The organism is Variovorax sp. PCZ-1 (assembly GCF_018413605.1).
In the GTDB taxonomy this organism is placed as follows: Bacteria; Pseudomonadota; Gammaproteobacteria; order Burkholderiales; family Burkholderiaceae_C; genus JANMDU01.
This window is the reverse complement of record NZ_JAHCDN010000005.1, coordinates 16,735-38,430: the sequence shown is the minus strand read 5'-3', so window position 1 is coordinate 38,430 and position 21,696 is coordinate 16,735. Positions and strand designations below refer to the sequence as shown.

The window sequence follows — 21,696 nt, the reverse complement described above, 5'->3', positions numbered from 1 at the left end:
AGTATTCAACACCGTGGATCAACGTGCTTGGCGCTGCACTGAAGCTGCACCATTACCCAGCAGAGCCACCGCAATAGCCAACAAAACCAGCACCATCGGGTATTCCCAGCCGCCATTCTTGTTGGTGAAAAGCCAGCCATTGCCTGCGTGCACATAACTCGCGCCCAACAGCACTGGCAAGCTCAACAGCGCTACTGCACGGCTTTGCCAGCCCAGCACCAAGGCCAGGCCGCCAATCAGCTCCACGCCTGTAACCCCATAGGCCAACCAGCCGGGAAACCCGATAGAGGTAAAAAAGCCCACCGTACCCGGCATCGTAAACACCAGCACTTTGAGCAGACCATGCGCGATCAGCACAATACCAAGCGTGAGACGCAAAAGGAGACCCGCCAAATCAGGGCGAGGGTTATGGGTACTCAGAAGAGTTTGAAGAGCAGAAGAGGTATGGGCAGATTGCATAGAAATTCCTAAAACGAGTAAGCATCAGTGCTGCGGCCTACCCGCAGCATTCATCAACTGTATTAGCTATCCAATTAAAGATAAATACGATAAATACGGATTAATTGTTTCGTTATTAGAGACAATAATCACTCTGCGAACTTCCGATTTGCCAGCGAAGATCAAGCAAGGCATGGCCGCTGAAGCAGCCTAAACTTCGCAAGCGCTTTTCATTTCGCGCACAATGCCTTGATGAAATTTGCCTTCCTCAACAACTATGCATGGGCGCACCTGTTGGCAGGCTTGTGCCTGATGAACCCAGCTCACGCGACCGACTACAACGGCCCACTGCTTGATGCACATCTGCATTACAACGATGAGGCGCAATCCCCCCACCCGATCCCAGACGTGCTCGCGCGCATGCAACGCAATGGCGTGAAAGCCATCGTGGCCAATTCACGCCCTAACGATGGCACGAAGAATCTGGCCTCCGCCAAAGAGCAAACCGCCAAAGCTGGCGTAACGGTGATTCCCTTCATTCGCCTCTACCGCAATCGCGCCGATTACGACAACTGGTTTCGCGATGAGACGATTTATCAGATGGTGCTCGATGAACTCAGCAAAGGCACGGCTTCTGGTGCATACAAAGGCATCGGTGAATTCCATTTGTATGACAGCGCCAATGCCAATGGTGCAGTGGCCGTGAAGCTGATGAAGCTCTCAGAAGAAAAGCAACTCGCCGTACTCGCGCATGTGGACGATGTAGCGATTGATTTGCTGATGGCTCACGCACCGAAGAAGACAGTGAAGTTGATCTGGGCACACACTGGTATCAGTGGGGCATCTACTGAGCGCGTGCGAAGCCTGATGAAAAAATATCCAGGCTTAATGGGCGAGCTCTCCTATCGCCCCGGCCTTACTGATGGCAATGGCCAGCTCAGCGCTGAGTGGCGTGCTTTGATCACAGAATTCCCCAACCGCTTCATGATCGGCTCAGACACTTGGGTCAATCAGCGCTGGATGTATTACGACGATTTGATGAAGGGCTATCGCACATGGCTCGGTGGCTTGCCGACGGACGTGGCCCGCAAAGTGGCTTGGGAGAATGGCGCGACGTTGTTTGGCCTTAAGTGACTTCAGCGTAGGCTCGTGCAGCCAATGATGTGGCCAATACTTGAGCTGGGTCCATCAATTTCAAGCTTTGTACTGCAGTCGTGCCTTGCAGTCCCAAAGGAATCTCGGTGCAACCCATGATGATGGTTGCATCAGTATACTGTCGCGCCAAATCCGAAGCTACCTCCCCAAAGCACTGCGCTGCCAGAGCATAGTCGTCGGCTTTGACGCCATCAAAAATACCTTGCATGATGAGCTTGCGCTGCGCGGTATTGGGCATGTAACAGGTAATGCCATGTTTGCGCAATGCGGCTTCGTAAAGCCCAGTGCGATAGGAGCCTTCGGTCGCCATTAAGCTGGCAGCGCGTACGCCTTGGGTTTGCAAAAGCGCGGCCACCTCATCGGCCATATGCAAAAGCTCGATTTGCGGAAAGCGGCTTTGCAAACTGGTGTGCCAAGCATGCGCCGTGTTGCAAGCAATCGCTACGCTGCGCGCGCCTAAAGCCGCCAAGCGCCCGAGCGCTTGCAGCATGGGATCAAGCGGCTGATGCGCACCGGGCTCGGTGTCTTGCAGCGCGCGCGTGCGATCAGGCACGGGCACTTGCGCGAGCCAATGCTCTGGAAAACTCTGATCACGCACTGGCTGACCATGCGTGCGAAGGTGCTCGGCGCAAGCTCGCACAAACAAGCGGACAAAGTCTGCCCCTGCGGCTGGGCCCATGCCGCCCAAAATGCCAACAGTGTTCATGACTGCTTCTGGCGTATCGCCTTACAGAGCAGGCTTGTCCGAGAGCGCTTTCAAGTTATCGCGCAGCTCTTTGTTCATCGGCAAGCCGATGGCTGCATTGCGCGGAGGAATCGGCTGCATGAACCATTTTGTGTAGAGCTTTTCAAATTCACCCGATTTCATCAGGCCACCAATCGTGCCGTTCACCACTTCAGCAAACTTCGGATCATCCTTGCGCATCATGCAGGCATAGGGCTCCACTTGCAGCGCATCGCCCACCACTTCCCACTCTGCAGGATTCTTGGCTGTGCCGATCAAACCGAAGAGCAAGATATCGTCCATCGCAAAAGCCACAGCGCGGCCTGCTTCCACCATCAGCATGGAATCGGCATGGTCTTTGCCGAGCAGCACTTCGGTGTCGATCTTGTTGTCAGCCACATGCTTGCGCATCACGAGGGCATTGGTTGTGCCTGAGGTGGTGGCATAGGTTTTCTTGGCGAGGTCTGGATAGTTTTTGATGCCTGTGCCTTTTTTCACCATCAGGCGTGTGCCGGTGTAGAAATGGTTGATGGCAAATTGCACTTGCTTGCCGCGATCACTGTTGTTGGTGGTGGAGCCGCATTCCAAATCAATCGTGCCATTGGTCACGAGCGGGATGCGGTTGGCCGAGGTGACGGATTGCCATTCGATTTTCAAATTGGGCAGGTTCAAACGCTTCTTCAAGCTGTCGGCTACTGCCATGCTCAGATCCACAGACAGGCCAATGGGTTGTGTGCTGCCTGCCAGATAGCTGAAGGGCACAGAGGATTCACGGTAAGCGAAAGTGACCTTGCCGCTGTCTGCGATTTTTTTCAGAGTGTCTGTTGTTTGTGCCGACACGCTGACGGCTGCGCAAACTAAGCAAGCAAGAGAAATAGTTTTAAGAAACATGATGAATCCTCATGGGTGAATGATGAAATGAATTTCCAGTGTAGGCCGTGTTGGTGGTTCGAACAATACACAGTAATGCTAAGACCCATGCCGTGAAATTATGGGATGTACGGGCTAACCCGAATTTTTATGGCACTCGCAGAACAGGGCATAAGTTTGCGGCATGGGCGGCAGGCGATTTGTCATCCCAAAGCTTGGTGTTGCTGCCTACAGTTACAGCCATGTCCAGCTCAAAAATCTTTCTGCCATGTTGACTTCTCTCTCGAATGCTCAGGCTAGCCAACGCCGAGCAGCGTATACCTCTGGCGGAGTTTGACATGCACATCGTCGTGATCGGCGCGGGCATTGTGGGTTGCGCTACAGCGTATCAACTGCTTCGCGATGGGCATACCGTTGAGTTGGTGGATGCTCAAGCCGAGGCCGGGCGGGTGAGCAGCTTTGCCAATGGCGCGCAATTAAGCTACAGCTATGTGGAGCCTTTGGCCTCACCGGCTACGCTGCGTGCTTTGCCCAAACTGCTGTTTGAAAAAGATTCCGCACTGAAATTCACGCCGCGCTTAGACTGGCGGCAATGGGCATGGGGTTTGCATTTTCTTGCCGCATGCCGTGCAGCGCAAACGCAGAGCGGCACAAGCGCTTTGCTAGAGCTTGCTCAGCTCAGCCGCCAAACGCTCGATGCTTGGATGAGCGAGCAAGCTTGGGAGATTGACTTTGCACGCAATGGCAAGCTTGTACTTTGCCGAGATGAGAAAAGCTTGGCGCTTCAGGCCGCACAAGTACGATTGCAAAAGAGCATGGGAAGTAAGCAAGAGGTGCTCAATGCCAAGCAATGCATCGAACGTGAGCCTGCGCTGGCCGCATCGCAGAGCGCATTTGTAGGCGGCGTGTGGACGGCCAGTGAATGCATGGCTGATCCTTACAAACTGTGTCAAAACTTGGTGCAACGTATTTCAACCAAAGCTGGCGTGTTGCGCTTTTCAACGCAAGTGCAATCCATCGAGTTACGTCAAGGCCGTTTTCATGCACTGCATACATCATGCGGCAAGCTGCAAGCCGATGCCTGCGTGATTTCATCAGGCGCAACCACACCTGCGATTTGCGAGCCGCTGGGCATCCGTCTGCCAATTTATCCGATCAAAGGCTATAGCTTGACGGTGCCGGTGATTCAGCCCGAGAGAGTGGCGAATTGCAGCATCACAGATTTGGGGCTGAAGACGGTGTTTGCACCGCTGGGCAACAATTTGCGCGTGGCCGCTGCAGCAGAAATCGTGGGGCATGACCTGACGGTGGCTCCCAAGCGCGTGGAGCAGATGCTGCAAGCTACTGAGAGCCTGTTTCCAGGCGCGTGCGATTTGAGCCAGCCGCTCACTTGGGCAGGCCTGCGCCCCGCCACACCCAGTTCTTTGCCCATTATTGGGGCGAGCCGCGTTCCCAATGTGTTCATCAACGCTGGGCAGGGTGCATTAGGTTTGACCTTGGCCGCAGGCAGTGCCGCGCGTTTGTCAAAAGCGATCAGTCAAGGATGAATTTAATCAGCAGCCTTCGTCTCAGCCAATGCCTGCTGCACACAGCGCGACATGGCCAGAGCGAGCAAACTGCTCGGCCGCTGCACCGGGCGCAGCGCACGGATCGAGACAGGAATGCTCGGCTCCAGCGCCACGACTGCCACTTTGGTGCTATCTGCAGACACCGCCGTGCAACTGTCTACCAAGGCGATGCCGATACCATGATGCGCCAAAGCGAGTGCAGCGTGGTAGGTCTGCACGGTGACGACCGATTGCAAGCCCACGCCCGCTTCGCGGTAAGAATGATTCAAATGCGTGCCCACAGGGTCTCGCACATCCAGGCTGATGACAGGCTTATCCGCCAAATCCATCAATCCCACCACGCCCTTTTTGACGATGGCACTGCTCAGCCAGCCCTTGGGCGCAACACACATCATTCGCCCCTGTGCGAGGCTCTGCTGCTCTAAAGAAGGATGCGCCACCGAGCTGAACACAAAGCCCACATCGGCCTCTTGCAACACCAAAGACGAGATGATCTGCGGCGAATGCAAGGCCTCCACCGTCACACGCACATCGGGGTGCTGCGCGCGAAAGGCTTTCAGCGCGCGCGGAATGATCTCGTAGCTCAGCGCCAGCACGGTGAGCAGATGCAGCTCATCAGCGCGATCACCCGCTTTCAAACTGTTGGCCAAGCGCTGCACTTCATCAAGCTGCTGAAACAAGCGCTCGATATGCGGATAGAGTGTCTGCGCTTCGCTGGTGGGCACGAGTCGCCCCTTGGTGCGCTGAAACAGCGCAAAGCCCAATTGCAATTCGGCATGCGCGAGGATGCGGCTCACAGCAGGCTGCGTCACATTGATCAGCCGCGCCGCCGCGCTCACGCTGCCCGTGAGCATCACCGCATTGAACACCTCAATATGCCGAAGCCGCATGGCCTACGCGCCCTTTCATTCAGATCGGGCAAGCTGCCGATCTCCGCCCATTGTGCATGAAAGCGCGGCTGGATCTGAGAGCTAAGCCTGCGTTTTCAAACCACTCTTCTGCAGCCAAACCATGATCTGCGGCCACAGCGCTGCGCCCACTTCTTTGCGGAAATAGCCCATGTGGCCGATCTGTTCTACGCCGAGTTCAACTGCGGTCAGATCAATGCGATCAACATTTGTGTGCTTGTAGCCTGAGAAGAACGCATCGCGTGATTTGGGTGGTGCCCACAAATCATCGGTGCTCACGCACGCTGCCACAGGCATACGCACACGATCAAATTTTGCTGCGATGACTTTGGCATCGAGCGCGGAGTCATCGAAAAAATAACGTGGGAAGCTGCACCAGCGCCTCCAATCGCGGTACACACCCAGCGGAATATCTTCACCCATACCAAATTTGCTCATGGGTTGGTAGCCCAGCAATGTCGTGGCCACAGGGCCGATGACATTCCAAAGACACCAGACTTTGATGCGCTCAGCCAGTGGCATCCAGCCAGCCCAACCCGCACCCGAACCGCAAAAATAAGCTGCCCTGATCAGCGATGGATCAGGCAACTGGCCTAGGGCATGGCCGCCCAAACTATGACCCACCAAATAGACTTCGCCACGCTCATGCGCATACTGCACAGCTGCGCCCAAATCTTGCACAGACCAATCAGCGTAATCCATCTTGAAGCCTTTGAGCGAGCCTTGCTTAGAGCCCCCAATGCCGCGATAGTCAGCCACGATCGCGTAGAGGCCAAGACTCGCGGCAAATTCGCAAAAGCGTTTGTAAAAGCCGCGTGGTACTGCTGTAGCGCAGCCTATCACGATGTATTGCGCACGACCAGATGTTGGATCTAAGGCCGCTTGCTGTGGGGTGTAATGTGTAGCGCTAAGCTTGTAGCCATCGGCTGTGTTTAGAAGAATATCTTGTGATGTCATCCGCACATTACATCCTCATCGCGTTAGCCTAGCTATCGATCTGGCGACTTGGCCTTAGAGAGCAACACCCAATTCAACGTCTCCGATTTGTCACATTCTTCGCCCCTTTCTGCCACAAATTCACGAACTTAACCACTGAGCGGGCATGCCTCGCCTTACAGCACTTAGATTCTTCTACCGCTGTGCCGCGACCTTACACTTCTGTCGCATTAAAAACATAACGTCTAAATTCAGAAAAGCTTTTGCCAATCATGCTGCCATCCATCACCCATCCAATCGCATCGTTATTTGTACGATACGCGGCGAATCTCACTGCTTATGCTCTTGTTCTGTCTTTGGTCGCATGCGGTGGTGGTGGTGGAGGCGCAGAGACTCCGGTTAGCACCAGCACAAACCCTGGCAACGCCCCAGGTGTCACCAATACCAGCGGTGGCTCAGTAAACACTCCTGCTGCAGACCTGGTCGCGCAGGCCATCTTGACAGGCGATGCCAGCAAGCTCGACAGCGCCACAGCAATTAACGCTACCGTGAGCCTCTTGCAAAAGCAGCTTTCGGATGAAACAGCCCTTCGTCAAGCAGTATTTGGCGCAAGCATCGCCAGCATTGACTGGGATCCATCGCACGACTCAGCATATTTTTCTGTACTTGATCAAGGACGCAATCGCATACTCCTCGCTGGCAACTGGCGATACAAAGGTACTAGCGCGGCCAGTGGCAGCACATTGGCCATCGCAGGCAATGACCCAGCAACGGGCTCCCGGTATGCGGCTTTTGGTGGCAACCCATTGGCTGTGCGTGGCAATGCGGCAATGGATGCTGTCATGCTGAATACACTCGGCTGGTTGACTGGTCGCAACAACTTGAGCGGGCTCAAAGTCGTGACTGCTCATTTGCCCAGTACAGCGACCTTTTGGTTCAAGCACGAAGTGCCAACGCGCGCTTGGCTCACAAGCCAAATACCCACGGTGCGTATCAATGGCGTGACCGGCACAGCGGCGATTGATGACAGTTGTGACGGCTCTCGGCTTGACGCTTGCCTACAAGGAGCGGATTTGCTTGTGATTGGGCGCGAAGTGACCCCCAATAGTGGAACATCAAGCTACAACGGCAATGCAGTGATGGCAGCAGTGAAGGCTGCCCAGGCGCGCGGCGTAGCCGTGCTGTATCTGCATCACGATGGTGATACAGGCGATTTAGCAGAACGCATGTTGAGCCATTTCGGCCTGAGCATAAGTGACAACTACTGGTCGCAAGAAGGCCTCAAATCCTTCAATCCAGCCAGCTTGAATAGCAAAAGCACAACCCAAGACACTTTGGCTTTGATTCAACGCCTACAAAACGCGGATTTCTCCACCACATGGAGCGGATGTGTCGCAAATGTTGGTACGGTCAGCTGCAACAGCGATAGCGCGTTACAAGCAGAATTTCAAGCCCCAGCGACTGCCCTTCGCAGTGCATTGCGAGCGCTTGATGCCAAAGGTTTCGCCCTGTTTGATCAACCAGGCTACACCCTGGAAAAACACTTGGTGCTTTTGGGCGATACCTACCGACGCAATGTCACTTATCCCATGGACAAGGGCGGCGACAAAGGCACATTCTTCCGCGCGCACTTCTCAGACATGACGGCCTATATCAATCGCCGCTTCAACGTCGCTGCAGCCAACCAAGGCAGCTTCGCGCCTGCGATTGCTGCTGCGACACCGGCTGTCAATCGCATTGTGAACACCCATGCGCCCGAGACTGGCTCGCGCGACTACATGACAGGCTTGTACATCATGCCTGGCCGCACGATCACGCTGAGGCGCACGGATGCTTCCGCAGCTGCGATGACTGTCGGTATCAATATGCTGCGCGACACCACACGCGTGTACAACCCCAATGGCTATGACCGCCCCAGTTTGCTGGCCAGCCCACGTGTGCCACTGGTCAAAGATCAAACGATCACACTGACCAGCCCCTTTGGTGGCCCGCTGTATTTGTTCATCTCTGCAGCCAGCGGGGCGCCTGCGGTCACGGTGGAGGTCAATGGCGTGATCACCCACCCTGTTTTGCGCAATATGAATGACGCAGCAGAAGTCGCCGCATTCAAAACCGAATTGGCCAGCACACCAAGCAATTGGGTGGGTATCAGTTCAGACTTTTTAAGCGTGCATTCCAATGTGAAACACATGCGCAGTACCCTCGCGGCACATAACGACGATATGACACTCTTGGCGAATCGAATCGGAACCTACATGATCAAAGACACCTATGAGTTGGCCGGTTTCAATTCGAGCAGTGGTGCGTTTGGCTTGCCAAGTTCGGTAAGCGCTTTTTGTACTGTTGCAGGCTGGGATTGCACAGGCCTGCAGCATCGCCGCGATGTGATGCAGCATGTGATTGCAGACACGGTGGCTGCATGCGGTGCGGGCTGCTCGGGCAATCCTTACGACCAAAACTGGGCGCTAGAACCTCTGGGTTGGGGTGAGACGCACGAGATCGGTCACAACTTACAGCGCAATCGAATGAGTATTTACGGCGGCCAATCAGGCGAAGTGTCCAACAACATTTTTCCGATTCACAAGCAAATGGCTTTCAATCGAAGCACGAACCCAAGCGCCCCGATCAAAGCACGTGAGAACAGCACCATCACAGCTTTCAATTTGCTCAAGTCATCCATGCAGGCCGGCGCCACCAGCACGCACGTGTACGACAGCATGTGGGCCAACACAGACTACGCTGCAGACAACAGCCAGCGCTTGAATTTCTACCGTCAATTGGTGGAATATGCCCGTCACTACAACCCCAGTTTCACCGATGGCTGGGAGCTCTATACACTGATTTATCTGCTTGAGCGTAATTTCAGCGCTGCCAGCGGTAGCTGGGCGACAAGCAACACGGCCATGGGCTTTGGCACTTACGCCAGCTACCCTTCTTCCATCAACGGCAACGACTTCATGCTGATTGCTGTATCTCGCATCATTGGCCGCGATATGCGCCCGGTCTGGGATCTGTGGGGGGTGACCTACACAGCAGCCGCTTCAGCGCAAGTAGTAGCCTATGGCACGCCCGCTGCAGACAAGTTGCTCTTCCCAATGAAAGACCTCAATGCCTATGGCGCCAAAGTAGCTGCGCCGATCACGATGAGTGCGACAGCGGTTTATCCTACAGGATTCTGAACCGTTGCTACGCCAGCGCTCTCAACCTCGCGTCCGCGCGAGGTAACGCTTACGCCAAAACACCAAGCCTAGAGTGACGGCTGTGAGAGCCATGCCGCCAAGCGCCCACCAGAATCCACCACGCTCGTGGATGAAGGGTAGGAATTCAAAATTCATACCAAAGATGCCAGCAATCAGATTGAGCGGCAAGAAAATAGCTGTCAGCGCTGTGAGTGTGCGCATGATGTCATTCGTGCGATTACTTTGTGCGGAGAAATGGATTTGCACCACGGTCTCCGCGGATTGCTCCAAGCGCCGCGCATGATGCATCACTCGTGTGATGTGCTCCATCACATCGCGTGCGCGTGCCGTGAGCTGGTCCCGCTGACTTTGCGCTTTTGCGTTATCTGAGTTGAATACCACGAGTGGTGATTCATGAATCGTATCCAGCCACTCCTGCATGGCATCGTGCTGTTCATCGCACAAATCCTCCAATACATGCAACTGGCTACGCGCTTTCATCAAAGCGCCCCAGTTGTTAAAGCGGGAGCTGGGTTTGAGCAATTGGGCCTGCCAATGATCCAGCTGTGCAGAAAGCTCTTTGCGCAAGTCTAAGTAGCTGTCCACCATGACGTTGATCATGCGTAGCGCCAAATCAGCTGGGCTTGTGGGGATACGATTGCGCGCAGCGGCTGCATCGACGCTGTTTTTAGCATCCTCTAGATAACGCTGCACAAAATTACGCGCCGAGTAGCATCCGCGCGGGTGGATCGTGATGAGCAGCCGGTCATACACCGCAAACCCCACGGCTTTGGAACTGATGGGCTTGAAATGCGGCTCATCTTTGCCACGCTTGATCTGCAAAGCAAGACCAGGCGAAGTTTGCCCATGATAGGCGTGTATAGCCGCATCCTGATCGTTTTCCTGCTGCATTTCATAGGGCGTGGCGAGGCGCCGGAAAATGATCAGGTCGTAGATAGAGGTGAAGTCATAATTGGAGGGATGCTGAGCATTTCGCAAATCCTCCAAGTGCACATCCAGCATTGCCGAACCGCCCAAACGTTGGGCAGCAAGCTGGAGCTGAGATTGATGCTGAACAAAGTCGTCACGATCTAGAAACAGCCAAATAAACCCATTCTCTGGGGCGCGCTCTGGCACGGCTTCCAAGAAGCGGAGGCTATCCGTTGTGAATTCCAGAATTTGCATAAGGCATTATTGTTGAAAACCAAGCTGCTGACCAATTATCCACTCATTTTTTAAGCGAAAACAGCATTTCGCCGGCATACAATCTGCGCGGAGTGCTCACTAATTAATAGCTGTACACTTTTGATCATGTTGCATTACCGTACTGTTCCCGTCACCCCTTTTCAGCAAAATTGCTCCATCGTTTGGTGTGATGAGGCCAGAGTAGCTGCCATCATTGATCCGGGCGGCGATTTGGAGGTCTTGCTCGAGGAAGTGGCAGAAACTGGCACGAAGCTCGAGCAAATCTGGCTCACACATGCGCATATCGATCACGCGGGCGGCACAGCAGAATTGGCTCGCCGTCTGTCGCTGCCCATCGTTGGCCCGCATGTGGGTGATCAATTTTGGATTGACCAACTTCCACAGCAAGGCGCGATGTTTGGCTTCCCGCCCTCGGAGGCGTTTACGCCGACGCGATGGCTGCAAGATGGTGATACGATGTCTCTAGGCGCGCACACTTTCTCTGTGCGCCACTGCCCAGGCCATACGCCGGGGCATGTGGTGTTTCACTCAGCGGCGCTCAACCGTGCATTTGTGGGCGATGTGCTGTTTGCAGGCAGCATCGGGCGCACGGATTTCCCGCAAGGCAATCATCAGCAGCTTTTAGATAGCATCACGCAACGCTTATGGCCTTTCGGTAACAACACAGTTTTCATCCCAGGTCATGGCCCCGAGAGCACGTTTGGCCGCGAGCGGCAAAGCAATCCGTACGTAGGTGGAACCTAATTTGCTATTTATTTTATAGCTGCTTGCGCAGAATCTACGCCGGCGATAGGCCAATTTCGCTCTTAAATCTGGCGAAACAAACCATCTAAACGTTGATCCCATGTGCTGCCGGGAAGAAGTGTTTGTAATTGCGAATCTGGCAATTTAAACGTACTGCGCAACGCTTGTGCGAGTACGGCGCGGTAGTCATGATGCGCAGGTAGGTCTCGGTTTTCGTTCAGGTTACCGCGCGCCAAGCCCGTCCACTGCCCATGAACTTTGCCACCCATGACACGATTGCCAATCAGCCAGAGCGCGTTGCCAAAGCCGTGGTCTGTGCCTTTGGTGCCGTTCTCGGCAGCGGTGCGGCCAAATTCGCTCATCACGATGATCAAGTCGCCGGGCCGATCAAACTCACTACGCAGCTGCGCGAGGCCGCGAGCGAGGTTGCCCAAATTATTCGCTAACTGGCCCGTCGCGTTGCCTTGATTCGCGTGCGTATCCCATCCACCAGCGGAAAGAAAGCCTAAGCGAAGCTGAGGATCATTGCGCATCAAGGTTGCCAGATGCTGCGCATCCAAAGCAAGCCCAACAGGGTCAGCCGCGCCATTGCTGGCAGCCTGCATCTGAGCTTGCTGCGCTGCTGTGGTCTGAGGTGTGCCGTCTTTGTCGAGCATTCTTCTCTGCTGCGAAGGCGATGCTTGAGCCATGCCCACCATCTCAGCATTAGCGTTGGCCGTACGCATATTGCGCTCATTCATCAGCTCTTGTGAGGTTTGCATGCGACTGCTTGCGCCTTGACGAAAAGCTTGGCTCACAGCATCGTTGCCAGCATACAAATCCATCAGAGCACTGCGCTGCTTCGCATTCGCCAACACCCCGGTGCGTGCCGCAGCATCGCCACGCGGGATCAGCTTAACGACCGTTTGCCCGGAAAGGATGGCTGGATTGGCCTCGCCCACACCTAAAGCAGAGCCTGTGCTGCTTGCTGCGAGTTTGTTTAGCCAGCCCATCGGTGCATTGCTTTTTTCTTGCAAGCCGATTTCCATCAAGTATTGCGCATCGAAATGCGAGCGATTGGGTACGGGCAAGCCAGCACTGGCGATCACGCCGAGCGAGCCTTCTTGCCACAGTGGCATCAAGGCGCCCAGCGCGGGATGCAGAGCGAAGCGATCATCAAGCTTGAGTGCGGTCTCGCGTGTGCCGTCTGGCGCTGCCACAGCGATACTCGGGCGTATCGCGTAGTAGTCTTGATCGGTATAGGGCACGAGGGCAGACAGTCCATCGTACGCACCGCGCAGGAAAACGACCACAAGACGACCTTGTGTGAGCGATCCCGCAGGTGCGCGTTGTGCGAAGACCTGGCCGCCGAACAGACTCGCTGCGCCGAACGCAAGCATGCTGCGGCGATGGATGTTGTATGGTGCATTCATCATCGTCTCCTTATTTGCTCATGAATTCAGGCGCAGCCAGCAACAAACCGGTACGCATGTGAACAGCGCGCTCTTTCGCGATGCGCTCGCGTGTGTTGACCGTATAGAACTGCTGCAAAAAACTCGGCTCGTCTATCCGCGAGGCAAGACCGAAAGCGTAATCGGCACGCCGCGTGAGCGCTTCAGGCGCGAGCCATGTGCCGGCGTCCGTTTTGTAGCCGTCAGGCGTTTGCCAGCCATGTAGAGGCTGCCCCGCTTGTGCAAGGAATCCCGTCGCTTGTCGTAAATTTTGGTTGCGGCTCGCGTCCTCTTTCACGTTTCCCGCTGCTGCCAAACTCGAACAAGCATAGTCCATCGGTGTTTTGAAGAGTGTGTTGGCGCTCTCCCAAAATTCTGGTGACTCGATCAAGCTTTTCATAACGGCATGGATGTCTCCACCCGTTTGCGTGAAGGTGCGTGCAAGCCTGTCGGTGAGTGCCTTGCTGGGTTTGTCCGCTACAAAAAATGTAGCTAGCCGCGCAGATATTCTCTGGGCTGTGGCCGGATGTTGGGCTAAGATTTTAATGGCTGCGATGCCTTGCGCTTGCCCACTTTCAGTAAAGCTTTGCCCCATCACTGTTTTACTGCCGTCTTCATGCGCGCGCGGTCGAAACAAAAAGCCTTGCCCGCCATTGATATCCACCGACCATCCTGTGAGCACACGCGCCATCTCACGCACATCAGCTTGCGTGTAGCCACCATTGACACCCAATGTGTGCAGCTCCATCAGTTCACGAGCATAGTTCTCGTTCAGTCCGCGCTGTGTGCTTTGCGCTTGGTCCAGATAAAACAACATGGCTGGATGCTGCGCGGTAGCGAGCAGCAAATCTTCAAACTTACCCAATGCATGAGGACGAATGGCTGTGAGCAAATAGTTACCCACGTACGGCCGCACCGGGCCTTTGCCGATGAACACGTTGAAGTGGTTGAACCAAAATTCAGTCATTCGCGCAAGCAATGGGTTCTCCATATCGGGGTTGCTACACGATGCCAAGCGCCAAGCGCCCGTGGCCAGTTGCATGTCGCGAGAATAGTTTTCTGTATCGTTGCCCAAGCCCATTGCGGCATCGCCTTGCATGGAAGACGCAGGCTTTTGCTGGTCATTGCGCTCCATTTTCCGGGCTTCACGCTCCTCATGAAAGCGAGCGCTGACTTGTTGTTGGCTAGCTGCCAAAGCTTGCAATGCCGGGGGGATTTTCGCGGGGCGCTGGCTGGCTTGGCGAGCCAAATCCAGCTGCGCTAAGCTCCAAGCGCGTGCGTTATTTTGGGCAGCTTGTACCAGCGCAGGCGTGGGGCCGTAACCAAGACGCGAGGTCGCTCGCCAAACGGCAGCAGCACTGGTGTCGGGCAGAGCTTGAGCGAAACAGCCCATACATATGACAGATAGGTAAGTGGCAAGCAGAGTTTTTTTCATGGTGAGCTCCTGTGGCATTTCAACGCAAATTGCGCTGTGGCGTTGGCAGGGTTTACAGAGCTTTACTGGCTTTGCACAAGCGACAACTAGCAGCACGCCACGAAAAAAGCCCGGCGATCCGGGCTTTTAAACCAAGTCAATCGGAAATCAGTTGACCTTGACCAGGCGCCAGTCAATGCGGTTATCCGCACGGTGCACCACATCAATGCTCTTCTTCATCGCCCATGGGATGATTTGGTTGTGCAAAGGAATATGCGACACCGTGTCATTGGAAATTTGCAGTGCTTCCGTCAAAGAGCGATTGCGAATGGGGAGATCGGTTTCGGTTTTGATGCGATCCACCACAAAGTCCATACGCTGATTGCTGTAACGCCCCACGTTGTAGTTACCATCGCCGCCCGTGCCCACGGTACGGAACAAAGATTGCGCTGAATACAGCGTATCAAATGTTGGCACGCCCCAGCCCAGCATGTAAATACTGGCTTCATAGCGCTGAATCATGGGGAAGTATGTCACCAAGGGCAAAGTGCGAAGCTTGGCGCGCACACCGACTTTGGCCCACATGCCCGTCACGGCTTGGCAGATTTCTTCGTCGTTGATGTAGCGGTTATTCGGGCAGGCGAAATCAACTTCGAAGCCGTCTTTATAGCCTGCATCAGCCAACAGCTTTTTGGAAGCTTCAATATCAAACGGCAAGCGCTTATGGACGCCTTCTGTCCAACCGGCCACCATCGGCGCAACCATGGCTCCTGTCGGCTGCGCCAAACCGCGCATGGTCACACGCGTGAGGGTATCGCTGTCGATCGCTTGATAAAGCGCACGACGCACGCGTACATCTTTCAATGGATTCTTGCCTTTGATGTTTGAACCGATCAACTCTTCGCGGAACTGATCCATACCAAAGAAAATGGTGCGGTTTTCAACGCCATCAATCACTTTCAGATTGGCATTGCTACGCAAACGTCCCAAATCTTGCGGGCTTGGGTCAAGCATCAAATCCACTTCGCCGGAGAGCAAGGCTGCCACACGAGTCGCCTCTGATTTGATTGGCGTATAGATGATCTCGGTCACATTGGTGCTGGCCGCATTGGCAGCCCAGCCCCACCAATTGGGGTTACGCTCAAACACCATACGCTGATCAGGGATCCATTGCTTCATGATGTAGGGCCCTGTGCCCATCGCATTGCGGTTGGCAAAAGTTTCTTGGGTCACGTTGCGGATGTCTTTAGGATCGACCGAGTTGTTTTTCTCAGCCCAAGCCTTGCTCATGATGCGCAGTTCAGTCAACTGATTGAGCAACACAGGATTCGCGCCTTTGAGCATGATGTCTACCGTGTCGTTATTCACTTTGACGGCTTTATCGATGCCTTGTGCGTAAATCGCGAAATTGGAGGTGCGAGCAAGTGAACGCTGAATGGAAAACACCACGTCATCAGCAGTCATCGTAGAGCCATCGGTGAACTTCACGTTCTTGCGCAGATTGAAGCGCCATTGCGTCGGCGAAACCATGGACCAACTTGTGGCCAACACAGGCTCAACCTTGAAGTCTTTGTTGTAGTACACCAAGCTCTCATAAACCGCAGCATGGATGCCGTTTTGTAGCGCATTGTTTTGGGAGTGGATATCCCACGTTGATATCTCAGCCGCACTGGCCCACTTAAAAGTTTTGGCTGCAACTGTGCCGGCCATACCAGCCAGCACCATGCTGGCGGCGAGGATAGATAGTTTGATCTTCATGATTTCACTCACTTGCCCATCTGGGCGTTAAAAAGTGATGGCAAAGGCCATCGACAAGGGTGAAATGATGCAGCAAGAGGCGCGCCAACTGTGCGGGGATTTACCCCGATGAATTGCACTACTTGAATGCAAACTTGTCGCTGCGAAGACACTAGTCGCCAATTATGGTGCAGTCACCGCACGCGGCTTCAATCGCACTGGCCCGTACCATGATGTGGCGCGCGATTGGGTATTGTCGGTATCCGTCATCAGAGCTACGCCAGTGAGAGTGCCCGGCTCCTCGCCAAAGGTCTTGATGAAGTCTGCACGGATGTCACGTTCGTAGTCTAGCCACTTACCTAGATTGGCTTTACCTGACTCCACAACGAGCTTACGAACACGATCTGTGCGTGGGTTTGTAATGACATCGCCCGCAGAACGCTTGTTGCACCATACGTACATGAGCGTTGCATAAGGCAACTCTTCTCCTGTGAGAACCAGTGAGAGCTCAGAAAGCATTTTGTCTTTAGCAGAGAATCTGCCGCGGTCGCCATCGAAACTCAGCACCACGCGAACGACAGAGTCTTCTGCGTCACGTTCAGCCATATCCGCCTTCTCGATTAATTGCTTGGCTTGCCAAGAGAATGAGAGTGAACCCAGGTCTTTTGCTGGCACTGTCAGTTGTTGACGAAACATGCTAACTGAGCTGTCAGCTACAGCTCTGATCGCTTCACGACCATCATGCATGTCGCGCGAAAAAATTGTTTTGCGCTTGCCCGGTAAGTGCATAGACTTCCAAGCTGCTTGCGAAATATCAGGTTGCTGCTCGGTCGACTTTGCCGCTGACTCTTTAGATGGAGGTGTTGAACAAGCACTCAATACGATAAGCGTGCAAACTACGATCCAGCGTGACACTGGGGTGAACTGATGACGCATGAGCATGTTTCAAAGTATGTCGTAAGCCAACAAAAAAGCCATCCGGATTACTCCGAATGGCTTTGATTTCTTAATTCTCAGCGGATGTTAAACCCGCATCAAATTAGAAGGTGTGGCGCATACCGATAGCGGTAATCGCATTTTTCTCGATAGCCGCACCTGCACCGGACTTCACGCTACCGTTAACCAAACCACCATAAATGGTTGTACGCTTAGACAAAGCATGGGTAACTTGCAGACCAATGGTGTTGCCTTTTTCGATGGTTGCACCACCAGCAGCTGCCTTGTTCTTAGCCGTACCGTAGGCGAGAGAAACAGCGGTAGCGCCAAACGGCACTGTCACACCGAAAGCCATCTCGCTGTCTTTGTCGATATTGGAGTTTTTAGCATTGTTGATTTCGAGGTTGACTTTAGCAACGCCGAGGTCATATGCGCCACCAACCAAGAAGTTGGTCAAAGTTGGGCCAGCGCCAGTTGCTTTTTCGGTTTGGTAAGCTGCTGCTGCGGTGATTGGGCCGTTAGCATACAGAACGTGCATGCTCAACACACGACCAGCACCAACGGTAGCTGTTTTGTTTTCACGCAGACCGTAACCAACAGAAGCGCTGAAACCGCTCATGTTTGGTGTGTTGTACAGCATTTGGTTATCAACACGGAAGGTGTAGTGGTTACCAACACGCTCCCAAGCACCACCAGCAACAGTAGCGGAGAAAGAAGTGTGACCAACGGTATCCAAAGCGCCACGAGCAGCGTCATATGCGCTGTACTGACGACCCAAGCGGAACTCGCCGAAACCACCGCTCATACCAACGTAAGTTTGGCGACCAAACAGCAAACCACCTTGTGCAGCTGCGCCAGTGTCGGTGTTGTGACCGTTTTCCATCACGAAGTTGGCTTTCAAGCCGCCGCCGAGATCTTCAGAACCACGCAGACCAAAACGGCTGCCAGACAGACCGCCGGTGTTCAGAACCATTTGGCTAGCTGTACCAGCAAGACCAGATGTACCGACGAAGCTGCCTTTAGCCTGACCGAACCAGACATCAGCAACACCGTACAGGGTGACGCTAGATTGTGCGAAAGAGGAAACAGCTGCGAAAGCTGCCATTGCAACGAGAGTCTTTTTCATTGAGAAATCTCCAAGGTTAAACATAGGGCTCCGGATTGTGGTCTGCAGAACAAACCGCCAGAGTCCCGGGCCAACCTCCGTTTCGGGAAGTTGGCTCTATTGGACACGATTGAAGGCTTAGGAGCAAAGAAACGCGGCAATATTTGCCTCTAAAGCGGCATGCTCGTTGCCTAATCGCAACAGCTTGTGGCCAGTTTGCTACGTTACAGCTCATGTGAATACTTTAGTATTCATTTAAACGCATGACTTGCACGATGGCGTATTACTGGAGTTTGCGGCATGGCAATGATTCATCTTCGCAGGATTGCCGCGTTCAATGCGACAATTTTCTTTTTTTGGGAGCTCTGATGCTTGTATCTGACATGTTGGTTCAAGCTGCCGATCGCGCTTTACGCACTCTCTTGTCTAAGCCTATAGCGAGCCGAGCTACGCCAGCAGCTACAGAGACATTTGATGTGCAGGGCGAACCAGAAGCTATGAGTGAGGCTGAGAGAGTTCACGCGGGTGCTCTGATGCGCGTGAATCATGTGGGCGAGGTATGCGCTCAAGCACTTTATGCTGGACAGGCGTTTGCCACCAAAAACGATGCACTCCGCGAACAATTTGTCAAAGCTGGCGAAGAAGAGGGAGACCATTTGGCATGGACGGCTGAGCGCTTGCAAGCGCTTGGCGCTCGCCCTTCGCTACTTAACCCGCTTTGGTATGCGGGTTCGTTTGGCTTAGGTGTATTGGCTTCGCAATTGGGTGACCGCATCAGCCTAGGATTTATGGTGGAGACGGAGCGACAAGTCGAGGCACATCTGGATGGCCACCTAGCAGCGCAAAGCCAAGGCGGCTTGCCCAGCGCCGACCATGCCTCGCGCGCCGTGGTAGCGCAAATGCTTTCCGAAGAAGCTGCACATGCCCTAGAGGCTGAAAACGCTGGCGCTGCAGAGCTGCCAGAGCCCGTGAAGAAAGCCATGCAAAGCATGGCTCAGGTGATGACGCGTACCGCTTATTACATCTAACCTCGAAGTCATTCAAGCCATCAAGCTTGCGCGCCTAGCAGGCTGATGCCATGGTTCCAGTGGTTGCGGCTCACCCCGTACTCAATCCACACCATCGCGAGCGCTTCGAGCAAATAGCTCTTGCTGATATCGCCCATGTCAATCGCGCTTCTCCAGCCGAAGGCTTTGAGCAAATCTGCGGTTTGCTGCTTGGCGGCAGCATCGTTGCCGGCGATGAACATGTCGGGCTGACCATCGGAAAACTGGGGATCGATCATGCGGGTGGAGGTGATGATATTGAAAGCTTTGACAACTTTGGCATCTGGCAGCCAAGCTTGAATGCTCGCGCCTGCTGAGTTGGGGAAGCCCAGAGCCATTTGTGGTTTGCCCGTGGAGAAGTCGAGTGGGTTGGTCACGTCGATCAAGAGCTTGCCTTTCAATGCAGTATTGGTCGTGAGCTGCACAGCGTTTTGCGTGCCGCTCCAAGATGTGGCGAGCACGGCCATCTCAGCTTGCGAGGCGGCTTGCGCATAAGGCGCGGCGCTACTACCTGCAACAGCGGCTACCGCCTTCACTGCAGTCTCGCCCTGCGCATTGCGTGTGCCAAATACGACGCTATGACCGCGAGAAACAAAACCTTTGGCCAGATCAATAGCGACTGCACCAGTACCGAGAATTGCGACTTTCATGATGATCTCCTTGTGAATGATTGAACATGTGGTGCAGCACCGATGTGTGCTGCATCCATGGAATGAATTGTGGGTTTTCAGGAGTCAAAGAAAAAGACATAATCACTCACATCATTCACAACTCATAGTTGAAAATAGATGAAGCACCTGCAAACCACCTTGCCCGGCTTGATTAGCGCCATTCAGTCGGCAGACAGTGGCAGCTTCTCTGCCGCCGCTAACGCACTCGGCCTCACGCCAGCCGCTGTGAGCAAGAACGTGGCTGCTCTAGAGGCGCATTTGAAATTGCGCCTCTTTAACCGCACCACGCGTCGCCTAGCACTCACGGAAGAGGGCCGCACCTTCATCGCTCAGGCGCGTATTGGTATGCAGGCGCTGGAAGATGCGAATGCGTTAGCCGCGCAGGGCGCACAACCCGAAGGTTTGGTGCGGGTGAACAGCGCTGTGGGTTTTGGCAGGCGTTATGTATTACCTCTGCTGCCGGCATTCTTCAAAGCCTACCCGCAAGTGCGCGTCGAGCTGAATTTGAACGACAACCAAGTGGATTTAGTTCAAGGTGGATTTGATGTGGGCATACGCGGCGGCAGCCAGCCGCCCGAGGGTATGGTGGCGCGCAAGATTTGTAATATCCCTGCCGTGCTCGCCGCCACGCCTCGCTACTTGAAAGCGCATGGCATACCGCAGACACCGAGCGATCTGGCGCAACATCAATTGATTCGCGTGAAATTCCTCAATGGCCGTATGCCGCCTTGGCCGTTCAAAGGAAGCAGCAAAGCGCAAGGCATCAGCGCGGTCGATGCGCCTGCGCAATTGTTGCTCTCAGATCCAGAAGTGGTTCTGGATGCAGCGCTTTTGCACATCGGCATTGCGCGGCTTGGGCGGCATCATGCCAGCGAAGCGCTGGCGCGCGGCGACTTGGTGGAGGTGCTGCCCAAACTGCATGTGGGCGGCGACGCGAGCATGGCGCTGTTTTATCCGCATCGCGCAGGGCTTGCGCCGCGTGTGCGTGTGCTGGTGGATTTTTTGTTGGAGCGCTTCAAAGAGATGCCCCCATTGCGCATGTAAGGCATGGCAGACTCATTTTTGAAGCCTTATAGGCACTTTGCAGGCATAAAATCTGCGCGGAGTGCTATTAATTTAATAGTAAATAAGGCTAAGACACGATATACGCGGCCGCACCTGCAGAAAGCAAGGTCCCATCAGCCCCGCAAAACTCCATACGCGTTGTAGCAACACGCGAGCCTAGGCGCAGCACTTCGGCTTTCAAGATAAACGTCTCACCAATCGCGGGCCGCAAATAATCCACGCGCAAATCAATCGTGCCCAGCTTGGCAAAGCGCTTGAGCCGATCCATCACAGGCTCTTCATGATGCTGCGCGCCGATGGCGCACATGCAAGCCAAGCCACCCATCGCATCCAGCGCTGCGCTGATCACGCCGCCATGCACGCGGTTGTAGGCGAAGTGCCCCACCAGCTCGGGCCTCATGGCAATATGCGCACGGGCATTCAGCGGCGCAAGTTCGTCAATCTTCAAACCCAAGGTTTGGTTAAAAACAATCTTCGTTTCAAAAATGTCGCGAACGCCCTCGCGGAAAGCTGCGTCAAGCGTGACGGTGGAGAGATCGAGTTTCTTAGCAGACATGGCTTAGT

The 21,696-nt window shown here is 54.3% G+C and carries 19 protein-coding genes; 6 read left to right on the top strand and 13 right to left on the bottom strand.

Features of this window, described 5'->3' with window-relative positions:
* Positions 1–18 precede the first annotated feature (18 nt).
* On the bottom strand, positions 19–459 hold the full coding sequence (locus KIH26_RS16495) for a DoxX family protein (RefSeq protein ID WP_213446793.1): 441 nt from the start codon (positions 457–459) through the stop codon (positions 19–21).
* Between the two features lie 231 nt (positions 460–690).
* On the opposite strand from KIH26_RS16495, the gene KIH26_RS16490 reads away from it, so the two are divergent.
* On the top strand, positions 691–1,572 hold the full coding sequence (locus KIH26_RS16490; protein ID WP_503005261.1) for an amidohydrolase family protein: 882 nt from the start codon (positions 691–693) through the stop codon (positions 1,570–1,572).
* On the opposite strand, the gene KIH26_RS16485 is transcribed toward KIH26_RS16490, so the two are convergent.
* Positions 1,565–2,299, bottom strand: a complete 735-nt coding sequence (locus KIH26_RS16485; RefSeq protein ID WP_213446792.1) for an aspartate/glutamate racemase family protein — start codon at positions 2,297–2,299, stop codon at positions 1,565–1,567. The two genes, KIH26_RS16490 and KIH26_RS16485, sit on opposite strands and share 8 nt — an antisense overlap.
* Positions 2,300–2,320: 21 nt before the next feature.
* Positions 2,321–3,208 carry an amino acid ABC transporter substrate-binding protein gene (locus KIH26_RS16480; protein ID WP_213446791.1) on the bottom strand — a complete coding sequence of 296 codons (888 nt, stop codon included), beginning with the start codon at positions 3,206–3,208 and terminating at the stop codon, positions 2,321–2,323.
* 266 nt (positions 3,209–3,474) lie between these two features.
* On the opposite strand from KIH26_RS16480, the gene KIH26_RS16475 reads away from it, so the two are divergent.
* The gene (locus KIH26_RS16475; RefSeq protein ID WP_249661583.1) at positions 3,475–4,734 is read left to right on the top strand and encodes a D-amino acid dehydrogenase; all 1,260 of its coding nucleotides are present in this window, start codon (positions 3,475–3,477) and stop codon (positions 4,732–4,734) included.
* Positions 4,735–4,736: 2 nt separating this feature from the next.
* Here KIH26_RS16475 and KIH26_RS16470 read toward each other — a convergent pair whose 3' ends face one another.
* Together KIH26_RS16470 and KIH26_RS16465 are read right to left on the bottom strand one after the other, a co-directional pair.
* Complete coding sequence (locus KIH26_RS16470; protein WP_213446790.1) at positions 4,737–5,645, bottom strand: LysR substrate-binding domain-containing protein; 909 nt, start codon at positions 5,643–5,645, stop codon at positions 4,737–4,739.
* Between the two features lie 81 nt (positions 5,646–5,726).
* Positions 5,727–6,620, bottom strand: coding sequence for an alpha/beta hydrolase family protein (locus KIH26_RS16465; RefSeq protein ID WP_213446789.1), 894 nt, complete (start codon positions 6,618–6,620; stop codon positions 5,727–5,729).
* 251 nt (positions 6,621–6,871) lie between these two features.
* On the opposite strand from KIH26_RS16465, the gene KIH26_RS16460 reads away from it, so the two are divergent.
* The gene (locus KIH26_RS16460) at positions 6,872–9,778 is read left to right on the top strand and encodes an ImpA family metalloprotease (RefSeq protein WP_213446788.1); all 2,907 of its coding nucleotides are present in this window, start codon (positions 6,872–6,874) and stop codon (positions 9,776–9,778) included.
* Positions 9,779–9,799: 21 nt separating this feature from the next.
* On the opposite strand, the gene KIH26_RS16455 is transcribed toward KIH26_RS16460, so the two are convergent.
* Positions 9,800–10,963: a magnesium transporter CorA family protein gene (locus KIH26_RS16455; RefSeq protein ID WP_213446787.1), complete on the bottom strand. Its 1,164-nt coding sequence runs from the start codon at positions 10,961–10,963 to the stop codon at positions 9,800–9,802.
* A gap of 126 nt (positions 10,964–11,089) precedes the next feature.
* Here KIH26_RS16455 and KIH26_RS16450 point away from each other — a divergent pair, with 126 nt between their 5' ends.
* The gene (locus KIH26_RS16450; RefSeq protein ID WP_213446786.1) at positions 11,090–11,728 is read left to right on the top strand and encodes an MBL fold metallo-hydrolase; all 639 of its coding nucleotides are present in this window, start codon (positions 11,090–11,092) and stop codon (positions 11,726–11,728) included.
* Positions 11,729–11,790: 62 nt separating this feature from the next.
* On the opposite strand, the gene KIH26_RS16445 is transcribed toward KIH26_RS16450, so the two are convergent.
* From KIH26_RS16445 to KIH26_RS16425, 5 genes are all read right to left on the bottom strand, one after another.
* A complete protein-coding gene (locus KIH26_RS16445) occupies positions 11,791–13,107 on the bottom strand; it encodes a DUF1501 domain-containing protein (RefSeq protein ID WP_503005262.1) in 1,317 nt (438 codons plus the stop codon).
* Between the two features lie 43 nt (positions 13,108–13,150).
* The gene (locus KIH26_RS16440; RefSeq protein WP_213446784.1) at positions 13,151–14,593 is read right to left on the bottom strand and encodes a DUF1800 domain-containing protein; all 1,443 of its coding nucleotides are present in this window, start codon (positions 14,591–14,593) and stop codon (positions 13,151–13,153) included.
* 147 nt (positions 14,594–14,740) lie between these two features.
* The gene (locus KIH26_RS16435; protein WP_213446783.1) at positions 14,741–16,330 is read right to left on the bottom strand and encodes an ABC transporter substrate-binding protein; all 1,590 of its coding nucleotides are present in this window, start codon (positions 16,328–16,330) and stop codon (positions 14,741–14,743) included.
* Between the two features lie 162 nt (positions 16,331–16,492).
* Entirely contained in the window at positions 16,493–17,098 is a 606-nt protein-coding gene (locus tag KIH26_RS16430; protein WP_283770157.1) for a DUF3047 domain-containing protein, read from the bottom strand.
* 250 nt (positions 17,099–17,348) lie between these two features.
* Positions 17,349–18,371, bottom strand: a complete 1,023-nt coding sequence (locus KIH26_RS16425; protein ID WP_213446781.1) for a porin — start codon at positions 18,369–18,371, stop codon at positions 17,349–17,351.
* A gap of 347 nt (positions 18,372–18,718) precedes the next feature.
* Between KIH26_RS16425 and coq7 the strand changes: the two genes are divergently transcribed.
* Positions 18,719–19,378, top strand: a complete 660-nt coding sequence (coq7, locus tag KIH26_RS16420; protein WP_213446780.1) for a 2-polyprenyl-3-methyl-6-methoxy-1,4-benzoquinone monooxygenase — start codon at positions 18,719–18,721, stop codon at positions 19,376–19,378.
* 20 nt (positions 19,379–19,398) lie between these two features.
* On the opposite strand, the gene KIH26_RS16415 is transcribed toward coq7, so the two are convergent.
* Positions 19,399–20,046: an NADPH-dependent F420 reductase gene (locus tag KIH26_RS16415; RefSeq protein ID WP_213446779.1), complete on the bottom strand. Its 648-nt coding sequence runs from the start codon at positions 20,044–20,046 to the stop codon at positions 19,399–19,401.
* Positions 20,047–20,184: 138 nt separating this feature from the next.
* Between KIH26_RS16415 and KIH26_RS16410 the strand changes: the two genes are divergently transcribed.
* Positions 20,185–21,111 carry a LysR family transcriptional regulator gene (locus KIH26_RS16410; RefSeq protein ID WP_213446778.1) on the top strand — a complete coding sequence of 309 codons (927 nt, stop codon included), beginning with the start codon at positions 20,185–20,187 and terminating at the stop codon, positions 21,109–21,111.
* An 88-nt stretch (positions 21,112–21,199) separates the two neighbouring features.
* Here KIH26_RS16410 and KIH26_RS16405 read toward each other — a convergent pair whose 3' ends face one another.
* Positions 21,200–21,688, bottom strand: coding sequence for a thioesterase family protein (locus KIH26_RS16405; RefSeq protein WP_213446777.1), 489 nt, complete (start codon positions 21,686–21,688; stop codon positions 21,200–21,202).
* Between the last annotated feature and the right edge of the window lie 8 nt (positions 21,689–21,696).